The 18,141-nt window shown below is 36.3% G+C and carries 14 protein-coding genes; 5 read left to right on the plus strand and 9 right to left on the minus strand.

The window, feature by feature from the left end; genetic code table 11:
* Window positions 1–39: 39 nt before the first annotated feature.
* Entirely contained in the window at window positions 40–714 is a 675-nt protein-coding gene (locus CHRYMOREF3P_RS08225) for a response regulator (protein WP_077418208.1), read from the minus strand.
* 324 nt (window positions 715–1,038) lie between these two features.
* Between CHRYMOREF3P_RS08225 and CHRYMOREF3P_RS08230 the strand changes: the two genes are divergently transcribed.
* Complete coding sequence (locus tag CHRYMOREF3P_RS08230) at window positions 1,039–3,828, plus strand: TonB-dependent receptor domain-containing protein (protein WP_077418206.1); 2,790 nt, start codon at window positions 1,039–1,041, stop codon at window positions 3,826–3,828.
* Between the two features lie 44 nt (window positions 3,829–3,872).
* Window positions 3,873–5,282: a hypothetical protein gene (locus CHRYMOREF3P_RS08235; RefSeq protein WP_077418204.1), complete on the plus strand. Its 1,410-nt coding sequence runs from the start codon at window positions 3,873–3,875 to the stop codon at window positions 5,280–5,282.
* 376 nt (window positions 5,283–5,658) lie between these two features.
* Here CHRYMOREF3P_RS08235 and CHRYMOREF3P_RS08240 read toward each other — a convergent pair whose 3' ends face one another.
* The 7 genes from CHRYMOREF3P_RS08240 to CHRYMOREF3P_RS08270 form a co-directional block, all read right to left on the minus strand.
* The gene (locus CHRYMOREF3P_RS08240) at window positions 5,659–6,897 is read right to left on the minus strand and encodes an amidohydrolase (RefSeq protein ID WP_180564362.1); all 1,239 of its coding nucleotides are present in this window, start codon (window positions 6,895–6,897) and stop codon (window positions 5,659–5,661) included.
* Between the two features lie 81 nt (window positions 6,898–6,978).
* Window positions 6,979–7,824, minus strand: a complete 846-nt coding sequence (locus tag CHRYMOREF3P_RS08245; protein ID WP_077418200.1) for a helix-turn-helix domain-containing protein — start codon at window positions 7,822–7,824, stop codon at window positions 6,979–6,981.
* Window positions 7,825–8,111: 287 nt separating this feature from the next.
* The gene (locus CHRYMOREF3P_RS08250; RefSeq protein ID WP_180564363.1) at window positions 8,112–9,446 is read right to left on the minus strand and encodes an amidohydrolase; all 1,335 of its coding nucleotides are present in this window, start codon (window positions 9,444–9,446) and stop codon (window positions 8,112–8,114) included.
* A gap of 814 nt (window positions 9,447–10,260) precedes the next feature.
* Window positions 10,261–11,550, minus strand: coding sequence for a glutamate-1-semialdehyde 2,1-aminomutase (gene hemL / locus CHRYMOREF3P_RS08255; protein ID WP_077418196.1), 1,290 nt, complete (start codon window positions 11,548–11,550; stop codon window positions 10,261–10,263).
* A gap of 74 nt (window positions 11,551–11,624) precedes the next feature.
* Window positions 11,625–12,683, minus strand: coding sequence for a glucosaminidase domain-containing protein (locus CHRYMOREF3P_RS08260; protein ID WP_180564364.1), 1,059 nt, complete (start codon window positions 12,681–12,683; stop codon window positions 11,625–11,627).
* A gap of 15 nt (window positions 12,684–12,698) precedes the next feature.
* On the minus strand, window positions 12,699–13,607 hold the full coding sequence (locus tag CHRYMOREF3P_RS08265; RefSeq protein WP_077418192.1) for a 1-aminocyclopropane-1-carboxylate deaminase/D-cysteine desulfhydrase: 909 nt from the start codon (window positions 13,605–13,607) through the stop codon (window positions 12,699–12,701).
* Between the two features lie 285 nt (window positions 13,608–13,892).
* Window positions 13,893–14,219, minus strand: a complete 327-nt coding sequence (locus tag CHRYMOREF3P_RS08270; RefSeq protein ID WP_180564365.1) for a hypothetical protein — start codon at window positions 14,217–14,219, stop codon at window positions 13,893–13,895.
* A 40-nt stretch (window positions 14,220–14,259) separates the two neighbouring features.
* Between CHRYMOREF3P_RS08270 and CHRYMOREF3P_RS08275 the strand changes: the two genes are divergently transcribed.
* The 3 genes from CHRYMOREF3P_RS08275 (at window position 14,260) to CHRYMOREF3P_RS08285 (ending at window position 17,105) form a co-directional block, all read left to right on the plus strand.
* A complete protein-coding gene (locus tag CHRYMOREF3P_RS08275; RefSeq protein ID WP_034745671.1) occupies window positions 14,260–14,442 on the plus strand; it encodes a DUF5522 domain-containing protein in 183 nt (60 codons plus the stop codon).
* A gap of 1 nt (window position 14,443) precedes the next feature.
* Window positions 14,444–14,971, plus strand: a complete 528-nt coding sequence (locus CHRYMOREF3P_RS08280; RefSeq protein ID WP_047387292.1) for a DUF4136 domain-containing protein — start codon at window positions 14,444–14,446, stop codon at window positions 14,969–14,971.
* A 343-nt stretch (window positions 14,972–15,314) separates the two neighbouring features.
* Window positions 15,315–17,105, plus strand: coding sequence for an endonuclease (locus CHRYMOREF3P_RS08285; RefSeq protein ID WP_180564366.1), 1,791 nt, complete (start codon window positions 15,315–15,317; stop codon window positions 17,103–17,105).
* A 175-nt stretch (window positions 17,106–17,280) separates the two neighbouring features.
* Here CHRYMOREF3P_RS08285 and CHRYMOREF3P_RS08290 read toward each other — a convergent pair whose 3' ends face one another.
* On the minus strand, window positions 17,281–17,997 hold the full coding sequence (locus tag CHRYMOREF3P_RS08290; protein WP_180564367.1) for a hypothetical protein: 717 nt from the start codon (window positions 17,995–17,997) through the stop codon (window positions 17,281–17,283).
* Window positions 17,998–18,141 lie beyond the last annotated feature (144 nt).

Consider the following 18,141-nt stretch of genomic DNA (forward strand, 5'->3'; position numbering starts at 1 on the left):
GTTTTAATGATTGAACGTAAAGTTAAGATTCTAAAATAATTAAACGATCAGTTTATATCCAATCCCTTTTAATGTCTGAATCGTATTGATTCCTAGTTTTTCTCTCAACCTTCTGATATGTACATCGATTGTTCTTTCACCAACAATCACATCATTACCCCAAACCTTTTCAAGAATTTCTTCTCTTTTGAAAACCTTTTCAGTATTGGAAGCCAAAAGGTAAAGCAAGTCAAATTCTTTTTTAGGAAGAAGAAACTGCTGTCCGCTTTTGGAAACTCTGAAATTATCTTTGTCGATAATAAGGTCTCCGATTTCGATTAGTTTTGCATTGTCAGAAACCTGTGAGGTCAGCTGTAATAATGCATTCACCTTAGAAATAAGGATTTTCGGTTTGATTAGTTTTACGATGTAGTCATTGGCACCCGCCTGAAAACCTGCTAACTGAGAAAACTCTTCGCTTCTTGCAGAAAGGAACACGATAAGTGTTTTCTGAAGTTCTTTCACTTTACGAAGTTCCTGACAGGTTTCTATACCATCTTTTTCAGGCATCATGACATCTAATAAGATAAGGTCCGGAACAATCTCCTTTGCTTTTTCTATACCTTCGTTACCGTTGGTAGCTGTATAGATATCATACCCTTCCTTTTCCAAATTGTAAGACAGAATCTCTAAAATGTCCAGTTCATCGTCTATTAAAAGAATTTTTTTGCTCATCTTCTAGTTTAAGAATTCCCACAAAATTAATTATTTCCATTGATTTCATCTATCTGCCAAATGTTAACTAATTATTAAAAAAACATATCGCAGTATAAAATTACAAAATCAATAAAAAAATTAAACAATAAATACACATAAATCAAATATAGGGAATAATATTTAAAATTAAAACAAAAATTATAATTATATAAATTAAACATCAATAACTATAAATTTCTCTCATCTGTTAATACAAATTTCACAATTAATTAAGATTCTCCTAAAGTTTTCTTAAAAACTTAGCCCTTATTTTGCCCTTGAAAAAGAAGTAAAAGAAGTAAAATGAAAAAACAACTCCACAAGAGCATCATGCTACTTGCCTTGTTTTCTGCTGGCTATGCTTTTGCACAAAGTCAGATTTTGGAAGGTAGGGTATTGGACGAGAAAGATAACACTCCTATAGAAGGGGTAAAGGTAAAAGTAAATGGACAGGAAGTAATGACTGACATTTCCGGATACTACTCTATCAACCTGTCCCCCGGCACCAATTACATTGTAACGGTAAGCTCCAATGGGTATAACAGAAAAGAGATCAGTGAGGTTATTATCAAAAATGAAGGTAATACTCATCTTGATATCGTAATGGACAAGCCCTCTACCAAAGAAAAAGAAATTGAGGGAGTTGTCATCAAATCAAACGCAAGAAAAGAAACCATAGCCTCTACTATCGGACTACAGAAAAATGCCGGTGTAGTTTCTCAGGTTATTGGTGTTGAAGCTATTAAAAGAAGTCCGGACAGAAACACAGGGGAAGTTCTGAAGAGAGTTTCCGGAGTGAGTTTATCTGAAGGAAAATATATTGTAGTAAGAGGTTTATCAGACCGTTATAACCAGGCAATGCTGAATGGTATTCAGTTATCCAGCACGGAGCCTGACAGAAAGACTTTCTCTTTCGACCTTTTCCCTGCCAACGTTATCGAAACCCTTGTTATCAACAAAACTTTCATTCCAGAATATACAGGTGAATGGGGAGGAGCTTTGATCCAGGTAAATACAAAGGATATTCCTAATAAAAATTTCTTCAATGTACAGGTAGGTGTAGGAGGAAATACGGCGACTATGGGACAGGAATTCCATATGCAGAAAGGTGGAAAATGGGACTTTCTAGGAATTGATGACGGTTACAGAAAGCTGCCAACCAATATGCCTGCAAAAAATGCGTTCAGTATTTTAGATGAAGGTCAGAAAACCAACATTGGTAAAGGGTTTACAAAGAATTTAGGATACAACAGTATTGGTTATCCTGAAAACTTAAGTTTACAACTTGACGGAGGTTTCAACACCAAATTATTCGGAAAAGATTTAGGGGTAATTGCTGTTTTAAACTATAGTAACAACAAAAGAAGAACTGAATCTACCAACCGTTTCTTTACCATCAACGACCAACTTGCCGATACCAACTTCGATTATTTTACAGAAAAATACAGCAATGATATTATCTTAGGAGGAATGTTGAACCTTTCTTTAAAGCTCAACAGCAACAATAAAATCTCCTTAAAGAATATCATCACCAACAATACGGTGAACCACATGTCCTTCAGAACAGGAAAGGACTTTGAATTTGACCCGATCAACGGGACAAACATTATGGCAAGGGAAATAGGTTTTAAAGAAACTACTTTCTACAACTCTACCCTTACCGGTACTCATAAAATAGATGCTCTGGGTGGATTTACCGTAAACTGGTACGGAAGCTTCGGGATCCTGGATCAGTATATTCCTTTGCTGCAGCGTTTGCAGTATAACCAATACACCAATATAGAAGGAAGCCCATATTTAGCATTGATTTCTAATGGTCTTTCTCAAAAGTCAGGAAGTGTATTCTATTCTACCCTAAGTGATTATCTATATAATGCAGGGGGTGATATCTCCAAAACATTTACGATGTTTGGACAAAAACAAACGATCAAAGGAGGTTATTTGTTCCAGGTAAAAGACAGAATCTACAACTCAAGACCGTTCTCTGTAAGACTTGAGAAATTCAACCAGGGATTACTTTCTCAGCCTTTCGAAACAATCTTCAATCCTGGGAATTTCGGAGGTAACGGTGGATTTACATTTGATGAAATTGCAGGAAACCAGTACAGATATATTGCCAACACGATCCTTAACGCGGGGTATTTACAGTTTGACAACAACTTTACACCATGGTTAAGAGCAGTTTGGGGATTAAGAGTTGAAAACTTTGATCAATTGGTTGGAAGCACGAAGAAAAGTGATGACCGTTTTGTGAACACCCGTGTTACAGATTTCTTACCTGCTGTAAACTTAACATTCAAGGTAAACCCTAAAATGAACATCCGTGTTGCAGGTTCACAAACTGTTGTTAGACCGGAGTTTAGAGAAGTTTCTCCTTTAGCATATTATGATTTTGATCTTGGAGCTACTGTAATTGGTAACAAATCAATTGAAAGAACCAAAATTACGAGTGCCGATGTTCGTTGGGAATATTACCCAAGAAACGGAGAAATTATATCCGTAGCAGGTTTCTATAAAAACTTCAAAAAGCCAATCGAATTATACTTCAACCAATCAGGGGTAGGAACGAGTAATACCTTCAACTACCTTAACGTAGATAAAGCTGATGCTTATGGAGTGGAACTAGAAGTAAGAAAAAAACTTGATTTTGTAAGCGCTCTTAAAAACTTCACCCTGGGTGGAAACGTAGCTTTAATCAAAAACAAAGTAACAGACGAGGCTACTAAGATTGACAGACCAATGCAGGGGCAGTCTCCTTATACTGTCAACGTAAGTCTTCAGTATGACACTGAAAAATCAGGTTGGTCTTCTACAGTACTATTCAATATGATCGGAAGAAGAATCCTTTATGTAGGAAACGATCAGGTACCACCAATCTGGGAAGCACCAAGACCTCTTTTGGATTTCCAGCTTGCTAAAAAAATATGGAGCAACAAAGGAGAAATCAAGCTGAATGTTTCAGATATTCTGAACCGTCGTGCTAAATTCTACCATGACCTGAACGACAACGGTAAGTATGACAGCAAAGATGCTCTTGCTATCGAAAGACTTTCAGGAACCAATATCAGTTTAACACTGGGATACAATTTTTAATTCATTCAACAAATAATCTAATAAATAATTTAATTCTTTATAACATGAAAAAGTTCGTTTTATATTCTTTAATGCTTGGCGCTCTAGTATCAACTACCGCATGTAGAAATATAGAAGAAGATGGACCTACCATTATTCAAAATGGAGGTAATGGAAACGGAGAAACTGAAAACCTTATTCTTTCAGGAAAGATCACTTCCAGCCTTACGCTTAAAGCAAATAAAATCTATAAGCTAAGAGGACTAGTATATGTAACTAACGGAGCTACTTTAACTATCGAGCCAGGTACAAAGATTGTAGGTGAAGCTGATAAAAACGGAGCTTTGATCATTACAAAAGGAAGTAAAATCATGGCAGAAGGAACTGCTGCCAACCCAATTATCTTCACTTCTGAAAAACCAAGTCCTAAAAGAGGAGACTGGGCAGGTGTAGTAATTTTAGGAAATGCTCCTACTAATGCTTCTTTCGGTGGGGCAAACGGAGTTGGAGAGATTGAAGGAGGAATCAACAACTCTGAAGGTCTTGGACTTTACGGTGGAAACAATGCTGCTGACAACAGTGGTATATTAAAATATGTAAGAATAGAATATGCAGGATATGCATTCTTACCGGATAAAGAGATCAACGGACTTACATTCGGTGGTGTAGGTAGCGGAACTACAGTAGATTACGTAGAAGTTGCTTATGCTAATGATGACAGTTTTGAATGGTTCGGAGGAACGGTAAACTGTTCTCACCTTATCTCTTACAAAGGTCTTGATGATGATTTCGATACAGATAACGGTTTCTCAGGAAAGGTACAGTTTGGTATCGCAGTAAGAGATTCTCAGGTAGCAGACGTTTCCGGTTCTAACGCATTTGAATCTGATAATGATGCTAACGGTTCTACTTTGACACCTCAGACATCAGCTACATTCTCTAACATGACGATTATCGGACCAATCAACTCTGCAGCTCCAGGATCAATCAACGCGTTATTCCAGAATGCATTACAGATCAGAAGAAACTCTTCTATCTCTGTATTCAACTCTGTATTTACAGGATTCCCTGTTGGTTTATTCATTGATGCTACAAAAGGTGCTCCAACAGATAACAATATTGTAGGTAATAAGCTGTTCTTTGAAAATAACGTTTTAGCAGGAATGCAAACTCCTTTAAAATTCGGACCATCTACTTCTACTCCTACAACGTATACATTGAACGATCTTACAACTTGGTTTAATGCTAAAGGAAATACCATCCTTGCTTCTACTGCTGATGTAAAACTTGCCGGTGCATGGGCTCCTGCAGGAACTACACCAAACTTTACGCCTAGCGCAGGTTCTCCTTTATTAACAGGAGGTGCATTTACTAACCCTAAATTAGCTACTTGGTTTACACAGGTAACTTACAAAGGTGCTGTAAAAGATGCTACAGATACTTGGTACGCAGGATGGACAAACTTCAACTTATAATAATACATAAGTACTTAGATTTAATTTCAAATAGAAGGCCTTCGGAAGTATTTTCCGAGGGCTTTTTTTTATTGTTATCATCAGATATTATAATGGTCCGCTGAAATCAATATTAAGCGGTGTTCATATTGTAAAAAACAGAAAATGGCAATTTGAACAGTTGTTATTTTTGTTTAAAAGTAGATTTTTATAAGGGTTTGTTAAAAAATTTTGGCTAAAACCAGGGAAATATATTCTATTGATAGAGAAGAGAGAAGAGACCCGAAACCCATAACTCATAATTTATAATTTATAATTTATCATTCAATAAAAAGCCACCAGGAAACTCCCGATGGCATTCACAAAAAACAAGTGTATAAAAATATATATACTTCAATTAATTTCTCCAAAATAAATTCCCGTCATTCATCAGGGCTTTTATTTCAGACATTCTGGAAACAGCTTCTGCAGAACACGAAGCGTCTGCCAGAACAACTGCAGCTTCATCACCAGCTTTAGGCCATTGCTGTTTTCCTTTCTCATCCAATGGAAGAATACTTTGAGTGGCAAACTGCAAAGCTCTTGATAGTGCATATTCTGTAGCATAACCATATAACTCAGCAATGAGATTCGCTTTCTGGAGCATACTTCCTGAACCAAAAGTACTCCAGTAATCCTGTACATTATCATTTCCGATCAATACATTGACCCCATATTTTTTCAGGGTTGGAATCGGCATTACCGTTCCTTTAAAAGGTACTGAAGAAGCGATTCCCACTTTTCCTTCAGCCAGTTTTTCTGCAATCTGCTCTGTTTCTTTTGGTGAAAGATGAGCCAGGGCAAATGCATGACTTACAAATGTTTTCCCCTGCAGTGCCGGATTTTCAATTGCTTTATCAATCAGGTAATTGATTGTTTTCATTCCAGACTCTCCTACTTCATGCAGGTGAATATCAATTCCTTTGTGGTGATCTAAAGCCAGCTCAACGGTAAAATCCATTACTTTTTCTATGCTTCCGTCAATACTTAAAGGATCCAATCCACCGATAAATCCTACACTTTTAAGCTGTGCTGCTTCCTTCATCAAAGGAACAGTATCTGTATAGTAAACTCCATGTTGCGGAAAAGCAACTAATTCTGCTTTGAAAGAGTCCTTTTTATTTTCAAGAGCCTGCTCAAGATGCTCCAGAGATTTCAGTCCCGAAGTAGTATCAATATTGAAATGAGTTCTTACGAAATGAGTTCCATAATGCTGCTGCAGACTGATCAGCTGTTCTGCTCTGCTTACAGAAGTTTTCAACAGTTCAGGAATGATTTCCTGCTCATAAGCAATCATATCTTTCACTGTTCTTCTCTTAGGAGAAAGAGCCTGCCATGGAAGACCGTACAATGTTTTATCCAGATGGATGTGCATATCTCTGAACGCCGGAAGCATCAGATATCCTTTAGCATCTATTGCTTCTGAAGCGGGATCATTTGCTTTTACTGTTTTTATTTTTCCATCTTCAATTTCAATACTGAAAAGATCAGTTTTTGTTCCGGTTACCTCTTCATTTTCGTATTCAAAACCTGTTTCCAGGCGGACATTTTTAAGGGAATATTTTCCTTTTGCAGTTAATTGATAGGGAAATTGCATGATTCTAAGATTTTAACAATACAAAATTAGCCCTACTTCAGGGTAAAACAGGTGTATCAATTATGTCTTGTTTTGTACAGATTATTCTTTGAATTGGGTAGGTGTCATTCCCGTCTGTGCTTTAAAGAATTTGGAAAAACTTGCATGATCGTAGAAACCGAGATCATACACAATGTCTTTTACTGACATTTCAGAAACTTTTAAAAGTCTTTTGGCTTCCAGTAAAATACGGTCCTGAATGAGAGATGAAGCCGAAGCATTAAGATTTTTCTTGCAGACAATATTCAGGTAGTTGGCCGAAATATTCAGTTTATCCGCATAAAAAGAAACTGATCTTTCTGTTTTAAAATGTTCATCAATAAGATGGAGAAATTTTGAAATAATAGGATTTGAGTTATAGACTTCAAAGTCTTTGAAAGCTCCTTCCACAGATTTACTTACCAACAGCCCAATCAGCTCACTCCTTTTTTGAATAAGCTCCCAAAATACTTTTTCACCACTAAGTTCTTTCTGGATAGATTGAAATTCATATAGAAAAGTTTTAAAAATTTCCGGGGAAAGATTGATAACCGGATGGTTCTGATAATAAGAGGCAGAAAACCTTAATGACGGCAGGAAACTTTCAAACCAGTCCCGGCTGATCATCAGCTGATAACCGATGGTTTCTTTTTCAATCACCCATTGATGTACCTGATCCGGAAAAACAAGGTGGATCTGATGGTCTTTTACCGGATATTCTGTAAAATCTATAGTATGTGAACCGACTCCATGCTCAAAAAGATTGATGATAAAAAAATCATGCTTATGGGGATCATCAATGGAACGTGCCCCATAAAGTTCATTAAACAGCAGATTACAGCCCTTCAGCTGATTCTCACTAAATTCCTGAATTCCTAAAATTGGAAAATGATCCGTATGATAGCCCACTCTGCCTGATTTTCTCCTAAAATTACTAAAATTTGTGAGAAAAAACTAAAATAACCACAAAAGGGACAAAAGCTTTACATACACCATTCCTACTTCAGTTTCTATCTGCATTCAGTGACTATTTCCGAAAATCAATAATATATTCCCAGGCTTTCCTTTAGTAAAACTTTTATACCCTTTGTGGTTAAAAAAACACAACTAAATTATATATATAAATTTATAAGCAATTATATTGTTCAAATCTTATCTGCAAGACTTTTTTACTTTTCATTTAAGTTCAAAAAAGTTTAAAAGACAACATTTCCATCATGCACCAATGATTCAACTTCTGAAATTCTTGATACAGTTTCTGCAGAACAGCTTGCATTCATCAGAACAAAGTCTGCTTTATCACCTGATTTTGGCCATTGCTGAGTTCCTTTGTCATCCAGCGGAAGAATATTTCCTGTGGCCAGTTTTAAACTTCTTGACAATAAAAACTCTGTTGAATATCCATACAGTTGAGCCATTAAGTTGGCTTTCTGAAGCACACTTCCCGTTCCGAAAGTATTCCAATGGTCTATGATGCTGTCATTTCCTGTCAGAACGGTTACATTATGTTTGTAAAGCGTTGGTATTGGCATGATCAGCCTTCCGAAAGGGATTGTAGAAACAATTCCGATCTGTGCCTCACCTAATTTTTCTGCGATTTCTTCCTGTTTTGCAGCTTCTAGTTTAGCCAGAATAAAACAATGGCTTAAATAGGTTTTCCCTTTCAGAGAAGGGTTTTCATTTACTTTTTTAATAAGATATTCTACAGTTTTCAATCCGGAATCACCGGTTTCATGCAGGTGAATATCGATTCCTTTTTTATTGTCCAAAGCAAGCTGAACGGTAAAGTCTACCACTTTTTCAATATCACCATCAATGTTGAAAGGGTCTACACCACCAATAAAGTCAATATCCATCTTTGCTGCTTCTTTCAGATAAGGTACAGAATCTGTATAGAACACGCCATGCTGCGGAAAGGCTACCAGATCAGCTCCAAAACCCTTCTTTTTATTTTCTAAAGCTTTCTGCAGATTTTTTAATGACTGCAGTTTGGAAGTGGGTTCAATATTCACATGGCTTCTCGCATAGGAAGTTCCTTTTGACTGTAATAATTCGATCAGTTTCTCTGCCTTGAAGGTTGAATTCTTCAGCATCTCCGGAAGCATTTTCTGCTCCAGCTCTATCATTCCTTTGATCCCTCCGGTTCTTTTTCTAACGGCCTGCCATTGATCTCCATAAAAGGTTTTATCAAGGTGAATATGCATATCCTTGAATGCAGGAAGCATCAATAGTCCTTTTGCATCTGTCGCTTTAGCATTAGGCTGGTTCGGAGCAATCTTTATAATTTTTCCGTTTTCAACTTCTATATAGAACAGATCTGTTTTGGTAGAAGCCACTTCTCCATCCTGATATTCAAAACCTGTTTCCAGACGGACATTTTTCAGAATCATTTTTCCTTTTGCCGAACTGTTATTTTCATCCAGGAAAGGTGATGCAGTCATGATATTAGGTACTAAAGTTAATCCCGCTACAGCCAAAGCTGAATTTCGGATAAAGTCTTTGCGGGAGATGGTATTGTCAGAAGTCTTCATTTCCAATCTATTTATGACAAAATTAAAAAGAAGTCTGGTGAACAAAGTGTATCGTTTATTACAAAATCTGTATGATTTATGCTTTGTTCTGATTGTTTTTTAAATACCCTGTTATTCATTACAGCAATAAACAACTTTATCCATAACGCTGTTATTCCTTAGGAACATATATCATAATACCCGCATTACTAAGACTCCTACGGAGTGACAAACTTTGCGGATATTTTTAGACGTAAAAATTACTTACAATTTATAAAAATGTTTACCAGTAACCTTGTCATTCCGTAGGAATCTATATCATAATATCTACATTACTGAGACTCCTACGGAGTGACAAAGATTGCGGATATTTTTATCAGATGTAATGAGTACTTTTTATTTATCCGGAAAGTATTGACAGCATCTTTGTCATTCTGTAAGAATCTAAATGATGCTGTTTTACGTTGCCGAGACTCCTATGGAATGACAAACTTTGCGGATATTTTTAGACGTAAAAATTACTTACAATTTATAAAAATGTTTACCAGTAACCTTGTCATTCCGTAGGAATCTATATCATAATATCTACATTACTGAGACTCCTACGGAGTGACAAAGATTGCGGATATTTTTATCAGATGTAATGAGTACTTTTTATTTATCCGGAAAGTATTGACAGCATCTTTGTCATTCTGTAAGAATCTAAATGATGCTGTTTTACGTTGCCGAGACTCCTATGGAATGACAAACGTTGCGTTGAACATTTTGTAATTCCAAACTAATGAAATCAATTTTCTGTACATAAAAAAACCGGATTTAAAATCCGGTCTTATTATTATTTATTTGAATATTCAAATTTTCTTACAGCTTCCAGCGTCATATCAATTTCTTTATCCTTGATTGCATCACTGATGAAATACGTTTCATAACCACTTGGCGGCAGATACACTCCATTCTGAAGCATCTGGTGGAAGAAGTTATTAAACAATGAATGGTTAGCTTCCTGTGCTTCATCAAAGTTAGAAACTCTGTTGATATGGAAGAATACCGACATCATAGAACCTTTTCTGTTGATTTTATGAGCAATTCCTTTTTCATTCAGAATTTTTCCGATTTCAAAATCTAATGTTTCTGTTGTCTTGTATAATCTGTTGAAAAATTCAGGATCATTTTTAATAAGCTGAAGGGTTTTTAATCCCGCTCTCATTGCTAAAGGGTTTCCACTTAATGTTCCTGCCTGGTATACTCCTCCTTTTGGAGCCAGGTGATCCATAATTTCGTTTCTTCCTGCGAAAGCTCCTACCGGAAGACCTCCACCGATTACTTTTCCGTAAGTCACAAGGTCTGCTTTAACATTGAAAAGCTCCTGAGCTCCTCCGAAAGCCAGTCTGAAACCGGTCATTACCTCATCAAAAATTAATAAAGCTCCGTTTTCATCACAGATCTTTCTCAGATTTTGTAAGAAATTGTTTTCCGGCAGTACACACCCCATATTTCCTGCAACCGGCTCTATAATTACCGCTGCAATTTCTCCCTGATTGTGACGGAATAGATCTTCTACCTGTTCAAAATCGTTATAACGGGCAAGTAATGTATCTTTAGCAGTACCTGCTGTTACTCCCGGAGAATTTGGATTTCCGAAAGTTGCCGCACCACTTCCTGCTTTGATCAGAAATGAATCTGAATGTCCGTGATAACAGCCTTCAAATTTTACGATCTTATCTCTTCCTGTATAACCTCTTGCCAGTCTTACGGCACTCATACATGCTTCTGTTCCTGAAGAAACCATTCTGATCTGGTCAATATTCGGAACGTTATCAATAATAAATTTTGCAATTTCCGTTTCCAGTTCTGTAGGCGCTCCGAAAGAGAATCCTTTCTCTGCCTGGATTTTAAGTTCTTCCAGTACTTCAGGATGGGTATGTCCCAAAATGGCCGGGCCCCATGAATTGATATAATCGATGTAAGTATTGTCATCTGCATCGGTAAGGTAAGCTCCTTTTGCCGATTTCATAAAAACAGGAACACCTCCTACGGATTTGAATGCTCTCACCGGAGAGTTTACTCCTCCCGGAATGTATTTGTAGGCTTCATCAAACAAAGCCGAACTTCTTTGATACTTCATATATACTTAGTTGCTGTTGGCAGTTGCTGGTTGGCATGTAACTGTCAACGGTAAACGCTCAACAAAAAATTAAATTAGTTTCTTGGTTTTTTGTCTATTAAATAAATAAGCTGTCCTGCAGATGGTTGCTGTCCTTCATCCATTCTGTTTTTAGCATACAATTTATTTAATTTGATTCCGAATTTCTGAGCGATATCATGCATATCTTCTCCGGATTCTGCTTTATAAGTAGCTGTATTTCCTGTAGAATTTTTTGATTCCAGAAAAACAATATCATTTTTCTTTAAGATTTCACCTTCCAGTTCATTCCACTTGATCAGTCTGCTTTCGCTGACTTTGAATTTATTGGCGATGAATTTCACATCAGTATCTTCAGGAATTACGATATATTTCAGGCCGTCATTCGGATGGCTTTTGATAAGGATGGAATTAAGAATTTCAGCTTTCGTTTTGATTCTTTCCACTCTTTTTTGCTGTTGTGCGTAAGAAGTCTGTTTATAAGGAACTTCTACAGTAACCGGGTCTTTAGCTTTTTTAACCGCTTTTGAGGGTTCCAGCTGTGCCATGAAAGTTCTGTCGTCCTTCAGATTCGGATACATTTTAAGTACGGCATACAATACCTCATTAGAACTGGTATTGTCGAATTCATATAGCTTGTACTTTTCAATTTTGGTAATAAGAATTGAAGCATAACGTGGATTGGTAGCATAACCCGCTTTTTTTAAACCGGTTGCCCACGCTCTGTAATCTCTCATATCCAATTTGAAAAGGTTTGCGTAATATTTTCTGGTGGATAAAAATATAGAATGATCTTCATAAGACTGTCTTGGATCGTCATATACACGGAAGCATTCATTGGGTGCATCATCGGTATGTTTCATCGTTCTACCGGTCCAGTCTTCTTTACATTTTATACCGAAGTGGTTTTTACCTTCCTGTGCCAATCTGCTTTGCCCGCCCCCGGTTTCCAATAATCCCTGGGCAAGGGTAATAGAAGCCGGAATTTTATATTTTTCCATTTCTTCTACGGCATATTTAGCAAACTTCTGAATATACTGATCTTCGGTTGCCCAAGCCTGGGCAGAAAATTTTGATAAAACTAAAAGGCTTATGGATAGGAAAAGTCTTTTCATGTTTTTCAATTTTACTTATATAATTAAATTTCTGTTCTGTTTTTCTAAAAGCAGATTAGCTCCTTCAATCCCCTGTAAACCACCAGTGTGAAAGCACAAAATGCTGCTGTTTTCAGGAAAATAATCATCTTCAATCAGTTCAAAAACTTTCTCCATCATTTTTCCTGTATATATCGGTTCTAAAGGAATACCATACTTCTCTTTGAAATCATTGATAAAACGGATGTTTCCATCATTTATTTTACCATAACCTCCAAAACATGAATCTATTAGATTAAAATTCTGTCTCAAAGTTAATTCAAAAATTTTATTTTCCAGTGAAGCATCATCTACAACTTTAAATCCTATAACTTTCTGATTGTCTTCACTAAATTTTGAAATTCCTGCAATGGTTCCTCCGGTTCCAACTGCGGTGCAAAGATAGTCAAAATCTTTTGTTTGTTCATTGAGCATCATTTTCACCCCTTCCACAGCCTCTTCATTGGTACCTCCTTCAGGTACTATCAGGGCATCGGGAAACTCCTGATGAAGGAATTCTGTCAGTTTTTCTTTATGACGGTATTCTTCACGGGTGACAAATTTCAGGTTCATTCCATTTCTTTTGGCAAAAAGTAAAGTAGGGTTATCACGCCACTTATGCTGCAGCTCTTCACCTCTGATGATTCCCAATGTTGGAATACCCGCCAGATTCCCTACTGCTGAAACCGCGGCGATATGGTTGGAAAAAGCTCCGCCAAAAGTAATAATATAGGGTTTATCCGGATTTTTTTCCAGATAGTGGTTCACATTATAAAATAGTTTCCAGTATTTATTGCCTGAAATCAGCGGATGAATCTGGTCTTCCCTTTTAATGAAAAGTTTTACGTTTTTATGAATGGGAATTTCCTGAATGGAAACAGGTTCTGTGGGAAGTTGTAATAGCATTTCAGTTTTACTACTCAAGGTTTACTGTTTGCAAAAGTAGGAAAAGATTTAGTGTTGTAGAGATTTTCTCTTTGTATAAAGTACTGTTTACTTATTTTTCACAACAGATCATGCAGATTCTTACAGATGATTGTATTGATACTATCTTTTTTCTAAGTTTTAGCTAAAGCCGGATGAATTGTTGATTTATTTGATAAACGGCTTCCTTCGTGTACGCTCAGGATATTAACCCACTTCTATTGAATAAGTAGAGATGTGAATACTTTTTCAAAATAATTCATAATTCTACAGATATTTCCGGAAGTTCCAGAATTTTCTTTTTTTGAGATAATTAAAATTATTTTCATTGGCATAAGCTTCTCTTTCAAATGATATTCTTCTGTAAGCCAGATAGCCGTCTTTGAGCTTAAAAAACCAGTAATAGTATTCAATGACATAAAAAATATAGAAGAAAATAATGAGCATTTCCAATTGTTGGCGTAAATGGATTTTTTCGTGATTGATCAATACATTATTTTCCTTATCTTCGGGTTTCCTAATGAAGATAAAGGGAAAGAAAGCAATGCCATTAATTTTTAATTTTTTTAAAGGCTTTTGGCATACAATTATCATAGTAACAAATATAAAAAGTTTTTTGACTAGCATTTAACTTATGGCCCATTATGACATCAAAGAAGGTGAAGACTTCTACTATAATGAACAGGGGTACAAGGTTTTTACAGAAAAATTCCATCTGAAAAGAGGTCATTGCTGTAAAAGCGGCTGCAGACACTGTCCTTACGGGTACGATAAAAAGACTGATACATTCATTAAAAATGATAAAAAAAATAAATAAAATGAAAAAATATATTTTTATTTTGTTGGCATCTGCTACATTAGGTTTAACTTCTTGTAGCCCTTTTCAGGTACGTTCAGATTATGCTGAAACCGCCAATTTCAATTCTTTCAAAACGTATAAAATAAGAATTGATGATCTAAAATTGAATGATATTGATAAAGACAGAGTCCTGAATGAACTGTCTAAACAGCTTCAGAGCAAAGGGCTTCAATCCGGAGAAAATCCTGATCTGATTATCAACGTAAAAGCGAATCATAAAAAGGTTACAGATATCAATTCTTCTTCACCTTACGGTATGTGGGGATGGGGTGGACCATTCGGATGGGGTGTTGGAATGAGCAGAACATGGACTTCAAATTATAATGAAGGCGCACTGATCGTAGACCTTATTGATTCAAAAACCAACAAATTGGTTTGGCAGGGTATCGGAAGTGGAATTTCTGTAGATTCTCCAAAGGCGAAACAAAGACAGATTCCTGAAATCATGGCTGAGATTATGAAAAATTATCCGCCACAAAGAAAATAAAATTAAGTCATCCATTATATAAGCCAGTATTTTTGTACTGGCTTTTTTTATAAGTAATTATTCCGTTTTTCCATAGATAAAACAGATTTTCACAAATCAATTTTTGTGTATTTTTATGAGTAGGATTATTAAGTTTTAAGTTTTGGCTGAAGCCAAATGAATATTGATTTTGATAAGCGGGCTAAAGCCCACTCCTATTGAACTAAAAGACAATCACTTATTAATAGAAAAATAATTTATAACTTATAATTCATCATTACTAACATGCTGTACATTTAAAATTAACGCTCACTTAATTTTTTATTCACAAAAATGTGTTATTCTTGCTTAAACTTAATATTATATGAAAAAAGTTATTTTATTTTCTCTATTTGCAGGACTTACCTACGCTCAGGCTCCTGCAGGATACTACAATTCTGCCAACGGACTGAGTGGCGCAGCACTGAAAACTGAATTAAGCAGTATTATCACCAACGGACATATGGACAAAGGTTACAGTGGACTATGGACTGCGTATAAAACCACTGATATTGATAAGGATTATGAGAATGACGGTTCTATTCTTGATATTTACTCTGAAAAACCTTCAGGCACAGATCCTTATAAGTATACTCCGGGGACCAACCAGTGTGGAACATATTCTACGGAAGGAAATTGCTATAACAGAGAGCATATTGTTCCTCAAAGTCTCTTTAATGAAGCTTCACCAATGGTTTCTGACGTTAATTTCATCAGAGCTACAGATGGAAAAGTAAACGGAATGAGAAGTAATTATCCTTTCGGAAAGGTAGGAAGTGCTTCTTTTACTTCACAGAATGGTTCAAAGCTTGGAACGTCAGCTTCTTCAGGATATTCGGGGACAGTTTTTGAGCCGATTGATGAGTTTAAAGGAGATGTGGCCCGTATGATTTTCTATTTTGTAACCCGTTATCAGAGTAAACTTTCTTCTTTTTCCTCAGGAAACATGTTAGGAAGTTCTACATTCCCGGGACTGCAGACATGGGAACTGAATGTTCTTCTGGCTTGGCACAATCAGGATCCCGTTTCCCAGGCTGAGATCAAAAGAAATAATGCATCTTATACTTTCCAGGGTAACAGAAATCCATTTATTGACAATCCGAATTATGTAAACCTTATCTGGGGTTCTCAACAGCCTTCAGGTGATACTCAGGCTCCAACCACAGCAACAGGGCTTACTGTTTCAGGGAAAACTTCCAGCAGTATTTCTCTTGCCTGGAATGCCTCCACAGATAACGTAGGTGTAACAGCTTATAACGTTTATATGGATGGAAATCTGAAAACTACGGTAAGCTCAACCTCAACGACTATTTCAGGACTGACTCCTTCTACTACTTACAGCTTCTATGTTGTAGCGAAGGATGCAGCAGGAAATTCGTCATCAAACAGCTCAACGGTTTCCGGTACTACCAATTCAGGAGGTACTACTCCAGGAACCAACTGTGCCAATGAAACTTTTGAAACCATTCCTGCAGCCAATTCTACCTATACAACCAGAACATGGAGCAATGGAGGAATCTCATGGACAGCAACGGATGCAAGAACTGATCAGACTATTAACAATAAAGCTATTACAGTAAGAAACGGGTCTTTAACTTCCGGCAGTTCAGCAAACGGTATTGGTTCTTTAACAGTAACTACACAGCTTAAATTCTCAGGAACAAATGGAACTTTTGATGTAAAAGTAAACGGAACAACCGTAGGAACTGTTCCTTACAGTACTTCATCTACAACTACTACTATCAACAATATCAACCTTTCCGGGAATGTAGTGGTAAGCCTGGTTAATAATTCAACAAGTAACAGAGTGGCTATTGATGATCTTGCATGGACATGCTATTCCGGATCAAGTGCAAGAATGGCTCAAAATACGGCTGTAGAAACAACTTTTAACAGTTTTAAAATCTCTCCTAATCCTATTACCAACCAGGAGATTTTTGTAAAAGGAGATCTTCAGAAGGTAAGAAAAGCTGAGATTTATACCCTACAGGGGAAAGTTCTTCAGACGATTGACCAACCTTTCAGAAATGGAAATTCTATCAGAACCATAAATCTTGGTCAGGGAGTTTATATTCTGAAACTGGATCAGGTTACGATGCAGTTTTTGGTAAAATAATTCAAATACTTATTTAAATATAAAAAATGCCGGTCTTTTTAGACTGGCATTTTATGTTTTTAAAACTCAACATTTTTTTAATTGACAGGATTTTTTAACGCAGAGATTTTATTTTTTAATGTTTTATTTTTAAAGAGCAAAGAAGGATCAGCAAGCTGATTTGACTAAGCGAATGTTATAGAGAGATTTTATCCAGATCCGGATATCCCGATCCTTTCAGAAGGTCTTTCCATTCTTTATTTTTAAATACAAAGAGATTGCAGCGGTATTCGTCCGGTCTGTTATCTATTTTGGTTTCGCAGTAGTAATAGAGTATATCTTTGTTTCTCCAGATCGCCACTTCCTGTCTGAGTTTGTTATGCGTCTGGATGATTTCATTATCTCTAACTTTTGATTCAAAACCTTCACGTATGGTATCAAAGCTGGGTTTCTGAAGTGTTTTGTTCAGATTATCCAGAAGTGCAGTTTTTTCCTGCTCTGTATAAATATCAAGCTGATACATTCCCAATTCATCTTCTTTTTCATTGGCAAGAGGACCTATTTCCTGATCAACCTTTCCGAAGTGTAAAATTACTTTATTGGTATTTTTATTATACTTTCCTTCCAGATCTATTCCGTTGAAGTGTAATAGTTCTTTTGATGAAAAAGCCAGTTTTTCATTTCCGATGAGGGTAACTTCACTGCTACGTACGGCTTCTTTGGCTGTTGCTCCGGCAGATTTTAAAATTTCATTAATATTCTGACCTACAGTAATTTTGGCAAGATTAAAGGGTTCTGTCTGCGTACTTCCCTGTGTTTCAACCAAAGCTTCAGTTTCTTTATTTTTCTGATGGCCGCATGAAGCAAGTCCCCAACAGATCATTGACAGTACTATATATTTCAATCCTTTCATAATGTTAGTGTTAGTAAGCAGTTCTCAATAATAAAACAGAAAAAAGTGGATTCAAGTATCCGGAATCTGTTTTTTTATTTCTTCATCCTTTTAAAGGCTTATTTTTAATTCATATACTTATACCACGGAGAAGCCGGAGGTGTG

Source organism: Chryseobacterium sp. JV274 (assembly GCF_903969135.1).
In the GTDB taxonomy this organism is placed as follows: Bacteria; Bacteroidota; Bacteroidia; order Flavobacteriales; family Weeksellaceae; genus Chryseobacterium.